A 7373-nucleotide genomic window follows, 5' to 3' on the forward strand; every position below is an offset into this window, starting at 1 on the left:
TGCACCACCCCACGGGCCTGTGAAGAGTGTCTCGACCACTCAGCACAACAGTCAAATTGACTGCACCGTAGCCTTATTATACCCAGACACAGCCCTTTTTGCAAGGGCGAAAGGCGGGGAGATAGGGCCTATTGTGTTACGCTCTAATTTTTCGGGCGGTGTTGAGTATTTACGCTCGACACCGCTTTTTGCGTTTCCGGTATGGACCTTGGGGTGGGGCTGGAAACGGCCTCTCCCCGAGGGCCACCCTACCGGAAACCACAGCGTATATATAAGGAGAGGGGGGCACTCTGTAAACGAATGACAGAGGGATGCGCGGTTGCACCCCTCTCCCGTTACTTTTCTGCCCCCGCCGTAGAGCAGGAAGATGCGGCAGATCTTCCGCAGCCCCACGGCACCTTGAAAATCTGGCATTCAGGCCAGCAGAGTTGACAGAGAAAAAGAACACTCTGTCCGAGGTGGTGCGAGTCCGGAGCGTACCATCCCATATACAACCGATAACATCACCTACAAGGAGGTAATTACGAATGAAAACTAAGTTTAGTTCCCGTAAACTGATGGCGTCCCTTCTGGTGGCCATCCTGTCCCTGTCCATCGTCGGTGTAAACATCTTCGGCGGTGCGCTCGGCTACAACGACATTCTGTACGAAGGTTACATCAAGGGTAACACGACCCTCGGTGGCAACCTGACCCTGACCGACCCTGCGGCCCGTGACCTGTACAATGACCTTATCTTCACATCCGGAGCACCCGGTTCCTCGTCTGGAAGCGGTTACGGTTCATTCTACATGGGAATCTCTCCCACAACCGGCTACAGAATGGGGATTGGCTACGACGACCCCATCACCGGAGGTGGCGGCGAGACATACACCATTGATGACATGAAGCCCATCGGGAACATCAAGTGGGTGCTCCATGATGGCGTGCTGGTCATCACCAACGATTGGACTGACGCAGAGGTCGAAGCCAAAATCAGCCCTAATGCCGACGAAATTGACCGGCGCATCGCGCGTCAGAGTATGACTCAGATGAACTTCCTGAACTTCGAACATTCCCAGTTAGAAATCACTCCGTTCAGAAATAACTCCAACATCGAGACCATCATCATTGGCGATAATATCGACTACAACGCAGTGCGTGCCCTGTTCGTTGGTTGCGACAATCTGAAGAACATCATCTGTCTCGACAGTGGGTTCGAACGGCTTATCGAGGACAGCGACCTTGATTACGCAATCGTATGTGCCGGCGAGACCAGCGGCGAATTTTACGGTAGCACTACGACCGCATCCGTTCCGGATACAGCCGATAAAATCGCATACCTGAGCAGTAACGACCGCTTAGACTTTGCCAGGTACACCCCTGCCAGCAAGAGCAGTGTAAGCATCGGCATGCCCACCTGCAACAGCACCTACACCTATCCGACCGGGTGGGTCGACAACTGGGTTTACCCCGATGCATCCACCGTTGCGTCCCAGTACGCTCAGGCGAAGCAGTATGTGTCCCAGATGAACCTGCCCGATTGGGCGCTGGCGTACCTGCCCGTCGAGATGGGCGGCACTGAGACTGCCCGCACCGTCGGCGATGTATTCAACTTCGAAAGCGCAACTCTGAAGTCCAACTGGAACGACGGTTCCAATCAGACAGTCACGGAAACTCCCGTGACCGAGCCCGAGACCCCTGTTGTCGACACGGATGCCACCAGCGTCACTTACAGCAACTGGGCCGCTGAGGACATCATCAATGCCATCAGCATGGGCTACCTCGATGACGACCCTGATGTCTTTGGTTATCAGCCTGCCGTCACCGACCTGCTGGGCAGTGACTATACCCGTGCCATCACCCGCGGACAGTTCGCGTCGCTGGCAATTCGCTATTACGAGACCCTGATGTCCGACATCACCGGCGAGGACTACACCATCTCGGTCAATCCCGGCGACGATGTGTTCGCAGACTGCTCCGGCGACACCAACATGGCCAAGGCCTACACGCTCGGAATCCTCGGCGGATACAACAGTGCCGATACCCGTGCCGGCGTATATGTCGGACCCAATGACAACATCACCCGTGAGCAGGCGGCTACCATGCTGACCCGGCTCATGGAGAAACTGATTATAGCCTTCGACTCCGTCGGCCGCACCGGGTGGACTGTCTGGTATGCCGACAACCTGCCCTTCACCGATGAAATCGCGGACTGGGCCTACGATGGCGTCCGTGCCGTATACGGTGTCGGGGCCATGACCGGGACAACCAGCACCACTTTCTCCGCGAAATCCAGTTACACCATCGAGCAGAGTATTGTTACACTCATGCGCATCGACAACAACTGGGCCCGTGCCGGTATGGGCTAAGCCATAACCTGACACAGCATCCCCCTGCATCGCAACCGGTGCAGGGGGATTCCCCTTTTGCGGGGCACAAATTACAACAACCATAGAACAAACTAACTCCGGGCGGCAAGGCCACGCATCAATACGCGTACCAAAACCTTGCCACCCAATGAATTACAATTAACCTCCCATAATCCCAAGAGTATAGGCATTTGCTGTACCAACGGGCGGCGGACACGCAAAACAAACTGCACCGCCGCCCAACGAATTACAATGCAGACAGCACCGGCAACGAAGCCATGGCCAAAACCACTGTACCAAGACACCCGCCCCGCACCAATATACGCACCAAGGGGCGGGCATCGGTACAACCCACGACCCGGGCCACGGCGGCATCACCTGACGCACGCCGCCGACACGGGCCAAATCACGCCCCAACGGCGGCACCAGTATAAGGCCCCGTGCATCGTCCCGCTGCCCGGCGCCGCAGCCGCCACATGAATTACAACATTGTAGCAAAACTTGAAGCAGGACCGAATGGAATCAGAACCTTGCATCATCAATCAGCTCAGGTGGACACGCAGAACAAACTGCACGGCCACCCAACGAATTACAACATGTCCCATGTCCACGGGCCACAACCGCCACAAACCAAAGCCACCCTGCCATGTATCAATCAAAGACGCATGACAGGGTGGCTTTATTTTTTTTATTGAGGCAGAACCGAATGGAATCAGAACCTTGCGTCATCAATCGGCTTCATCGTCTTCATCAACACTATCAAACACCGACTCAAAAGGAATCCCATGTTCCTGAAACAATGCTTCATACCGAACAAACACCTGCTCATAAAATGCACACTGCTCAGCCAAATCGTCTCTCTGCTTAATCACCGTTCGACACAAATCCTGCGCACGCTTACACAAAGCCTGAGACTCTTCGCACAAATTCACCGCCTGTTGGCATCCATCCTGAAAATCTCTGCACAAACTCAACGCCTTCCGGCACTCACCTTGCGACTCCTCACATAACCTCTTCATATCTCGATATGCGGCGTATATATCGTATTGAGACAATATCCATCAAATCCTTTCACGAATATTGATTACTACATCAACCGCAAACCCCAAATCTCACCGTTCACCAACAATTTTCTTATACAGCCGCATACACCGGTTGTACCCGATGCCAAGGTCACGCGACATAGCCGCCACAGAAATATAATTCATATCATGCAGACGAACATACTCCTGAATCGACGCAATATCATTATCCAAAGCGGCCTGCTTATCAGCGGCTCGGGCTTCGCGCTCTTTCCGCTGTTGCTCCAGAAAGGCGTCACGTTTTGCCTGCTGTTCGGCACGCCACTTCTCTGTGTCCGCCTCAGCCTGTGCCGCATAATCTATGGATAAGTCCAAATCGTCAGATTGTGGAATACCAGCAATCAACATACCATGAATCCTCTGAATCTCAGAAAAATCATTCGGCCACAGAGAAACACGAACCTCGTCATCATCACGATAAACCTGTCCATACCGAATCAACTTGTTCAAAAGATACTCGGCACAATCCCGCGGCCACTTGTCTTCAGCCACAATAGTTGTATCCCGCCACCATACCAAACAGGCGCATATCTCATTGAACAAACCAACCGTCCACCGTTCCTTCACCAACCGGCTCTTATCATAATACACGAAACACACCGCCCTTTCACCAAGGCAAGCATAACAAGCAGATATTATAATTGCAAGACTCTAAAATTTCGATGTCAAACGTGGTATTGATATTTATTACTTGTGGCAACAAAATTTTTGGAATAGGCTTAATACGTTACGAGCCATGCCATCACGACGCCGATTTGTGTCCATTACAAACAGAACACAACACCTGCAAATTCGACGGAACCGTTTTACCACCCTTTGAAACCGGGACAATATGGTCAATATGCAGACCTACCCTGTCAGGCATATACTTACCACATATCTGACATGTATAATTGTCCCGCTCCATGATTTGCTCACGAAGTTCTTTGGTCATAAGCCGGCGCTGATTCTTACTATGATAATCCCGCAGATTACACTCATAATTGATTTCCTGCAACTGTGCATCCCGGTCTTCCAACCACGCATAATCACAAAAGAAATCCTCAGTTATCATATCAACAGAATATGGCGTCCGAACATAATTCTGCTGTTGATACCGAGTCTGGCTTCTCACAAAATAAAACCAAAACGCGTGTTCATCATCTGCCAAAGCCTCATACTGCTTCATTCGCCGATTCTTCAACAGCGTAGACCTGTCAATAACAGCCTTACATGCATTGTGCCAATCCAAAATCTTGCCATACTGCTTCGAAATTGGGTCAAATCCCTCAGAAATCAAATAATCATCAATATAAGACTCCATCCGCGGCATCCGCCGGCCCGAAACATCAAACACCTGCTGAAAATACGGATACGGAGCATATGGACATTTAAGCACTCCACACAAAATACAGGCAAAAACCACACAAACAATCAACGACCCCGTACTAAAGCGGCTGTCCGAGATAATATCAAACTCAGAAAGAAAACTTCTTACAGCATAGAGCGCCACAGCCCACAAAACGAACGCGTTCCCAACATACCAAAAAACCGAATGCTCTATCAGTTGATTTTTCTTAACCGGAAGAGGAAACTTCCCATTCCAAAGCGTCTTGCCGACCGTAGCAACATCATGCTTTGCAGACCGTTTATTCAAAACCGAAACAAGCACAACTGTCAATACTAAAAAAACAATAGCAATGCGCGTATAACTATAAACATAATCAGAATACCTTGCATCCATCTGAATCAACCTCCTATCCCTTACGGCCCCGTGGTGCCCCAGCGCCAAATAAACTCGGCCACATCCGACCATTCCAACACACCCAGCCGCACCAACACCGACATGAACCAAGCCACGATTCCCATCAGGAACACAACACACTTGCCGTAAAACAGCCCAGACAGAATCAAAGTGTGACCGACTGCCACATATGCCAAAAAGTCAATCAGGCAGACCAGCAAAAAGGCACTAATCAACAACTTAATGACGCGAAAAATCCTCTTCACAACAGGCCATATGTACTGCTTCCACACATTAGGCTTCTTTTGCGACGGCGAAGTCTCCTTACAATGTGCGTCAGAACCACCTGAACCAACATCTTTCTTAACCACGATACACAACCTCCATGTTTCATTATCACTGCTTCAACCCCATACTGTACCCATCTGGTAAAAACCAATCCTATCCTCACCGATACCGGTCCAGATAAATCACATTATCCGATTCAGACGCGAACATCCGTCGCAAATCGGCCACGCGGTCTTCGACCCAGAACCGAACCAGCATCCAGAGACAGACAAACCCGGAACCAATAATCCAAAACCAAAGCCGGGCCCACCAGAAAAACTGTTTCAAACTGCAACCTCCTTAATCCAGACGCATATACTGCCGCACCAACTGAGCCAGTCTGTTTCCATCAATCAGACGAATGCCCACATCAGAGCCGTACAAGACCGCGTCCTTCGTAAACATACCCGTGGTCAAAAACATCAGACCGTCCGCACCGAGTACAGTATTGGCGCCCGTCAGCTTTTGGAGCATAGGCCTTGTGACCTTGCGGTCCGGGAAATAACACTTACACTCGACTGCAATGACTTCAGAACCATCGTACGCAATCAAATCGTACCCGCCGTCACGAGTTGCCTGTGTTATCTTGACTTGCATACCCATATCCATGAGCAGCTGACCGCAAAACGATTCAAACTCTGCCGGCACCGTGGAAAACACATCATAAATCACCCCGGGGCCCCATTCATCAGAATAGACATCACCCAATTGATACCAACGGTCCTGCCACAAAAGTGTGACGCATCCTGCGCCACAAACCAAAGCCACCCTGCCATGTATCAATCTACGATACAAAGCAGGGCGGCTTTATTTTTTTTTATTGAGGCAGGACCGAATGGAGTCAGGGCCTTGCGTCATCAATCGGCTTCGGAACAGGTGGGATCAATGTCAGCGCCAGATCTGTGTCCACAGCTGACAGCAACAGAAACACAATCGCCTCCACGGTTTTCGCTGTGGGGGCGATCTTTTTTTGGCTTTTCCCATGTGGCATCCTATTCGGATGCACAGGTGCGGATGCGAACCTTTCGGCAAAAATATTGATAAAGGAGGAGCATCCGCCATGAGCGCAAAGACCCAGCACTATGCCGATCTGGCCGACCGCACTGTTGCGGAGATCACCAGCGACGCCGCCCATTGGGCCGCATTTCTGCGAACCGCCGCGCGAAACCACAAATATTCTTTCGAGGACCAGGTTATGATCCACGCCCAGCGCCCCAGGGCCACGGCCTGTGCCGGGTACGACTTTTGGAAGCGGCGGATGCGCCGGTATGTGCGTGCCCGTTCCGTTGGAATTGCCCTGCTCCGACAGCAGAACGGCAAGGCAACTCTGGCCTATGTGTTCGATGTGAGCGACACCGGCACGACTTCGGACTCTGTGCCTGTCTGCCAGTGGAAATACAGTGACCAGCACCGGGAGGCTGTGGCGGAGCGGTTGGAGGAAGTCTTTGCCGTCCCCCCGTGCGCCGGTCTGGCCGAACAGCTGATCCGCATTTCCGTTCAGCTGGCCGATACCTGCTGGCACGACCACCGGCACAATATCATGCGCTCCCTCGGCGGCAGTCTGCTGGAGGAGCTGGACGAATTAAATGTGGGCATCCGCTTCACCAGGGCCCTGACCGTCAGCACAGCATACTTACTCATGGTCCGCTGCGGCCTGCCCACCAAGGGATGCTTTACGGAGGACGACTTTGCCTATGTCCGGGAGTTTGATACCAAGCTGGCCGCCACCGTCCTGGGCTGTGCGGTCCACGACTGCTCGGAACTGGTCCTGCGCCAAATCGAGCGGGCCATCAAGGACGGAGACAAGAAGCAGAAACCAGCGCCCGCCGTGGACGCCGCTCCGCCCCTCACCCCCGTCACACCGGAGGACAAACCGGAGCCGCCCGCCCTCCC

7 protein-coding genes and 1 pseudogene are annotated in these 7373 nt (G+C 52.3%); 2 read left to right on the forward strand and 6 right to left on the reverse strand.

Annotated elements, in window-relative coordinates; all coding sequences use genetic code 11:
* Positions 1 to 527: 527 nt before the first annotated feature.
* The gene (locus B5F94_RS15190) at positions 528 to 2348 is read left to right on the forward strand and encodes an S-layer homology domain-containing protein (protein ID WP_087331348.1); all 1821 of its coding nucleotides are present in this window, start codon (positions 528 to 530) and stop codon (positions 2346 to 2348) included.
* A 728-nt stretch (positions 2349 to 3076) separates the two neighbouring features.
* Here B5F94_RS15190 and B5F94_RS15195 read toward each other — a convergent pair.
* The 6 genes from B5F94_RS15195 to B5F94_RS15215 all read right to left on the reverse strand — a co-directional run bounded on the left by B5F94_RS15195 (position 3077) and on the right by B5F94_RS15215 (position 6212).
* On the reverse strand, positions 3077 to 3316 hold the full coding sequence (locus B5F94_RS15195; protein ID WP_158100304.1) for a hypothetical protein: 240 nt from the start codon (positions 3314 to 3316) through the stop codon (positions 3077 to 3079).
* A 144-nt stretch (positions 3317 to 3460) separates the two neighbouring features.
* Positions 3461 to 4021, reverse strand: a complete 561-nt coding sequence (locus B5F94_RS15200; protein ID WP_087331352.1) for a hypothetical protein — start codon at positions 4019 to 4021, stop codon at positions 3461 to 3463.
* A 151-nt stretch (positions 4022 to 4172) separates the two neighbouring features.
* Positions 4173 to 5153 (reverse strand): HNH endonuclease, encoded by a 981-nt coding sequence (locus B5F94_RS16800; protein ID WP_242965697.1) that lies wholly within the window; start codon positions 5151 to 5153, stop codon positions 4173 to 4175.
* Positions 5154 to 5173: 20 nt separating this feature from the next.
* Entirely contained in the window at positions 5174 to 5524 is a 351-nt protein-coding gene (locus tag B5F94_RS15210) for a hypothetical protein (protein WP_087331354.1), read from the reverse strand.
* Between the two features lie 76 nt (positions 5525 to 5600).
* Positions 5601 to 5768, reverse strand: a complete 168-nt coding sequence (locus tag B5F94_RS16520) for a hypothetical protein (protein ID WP_158100305.1) — start codon at positions 5766 to 5768, stop codon at positions 5601 to 5603.
* A gap of 12 nt (positions 5769 to 5780) precedes the next feature.
* Positions 5781 to 6212 carry a restriction endonuclease gene (locus B5F94_RS15215; protein WP_158100306.1) on the reverse strand — a complete coding sequence of 144 codons (432 nt, stop codon included), beginning with the start codon at positions 6210 to 6212 and terminating at the stop codon, positions 5781 to 5783.
* A 328-nt stretch (positions 6213 to 6540) separates the two neighbouring features.
* Here B5F94_RS15215 and B5F94_RS15220 point away from each other — a divergent pair.
* Positions 6541 to 7373 (forward strand): annotated as a pseudogene (locus B5F94_RS15220) (helicase); the annotation flags it as partial.

The organism is Flavonifractor sp. An4 (assembly GCF_002161755.1).
In the GTDB taxonomy this organism is placed as follows: Bacteria; Bacillota; Clostridia; order Oscillospirales; family Oscillospiraceae; genus Flavonifractor; species Flavonifractor avicola.

Coding starts and splice junctions, on each gene's coding strand:
- B5F94_RS15190 (WP_087331348.1), top strand. CDS start 528: ATGAAAACTAAGTTTAGTTCCCGTAAACTGATGGCGTCCCTTCTGGTG.
- B5F94_RS16800 (WP_242965697.1), bottom strand. CDS start 5,153: ATGGATGCAAGGTATTCTGATTATGTTTATAGTTATACGCGCATTGCT.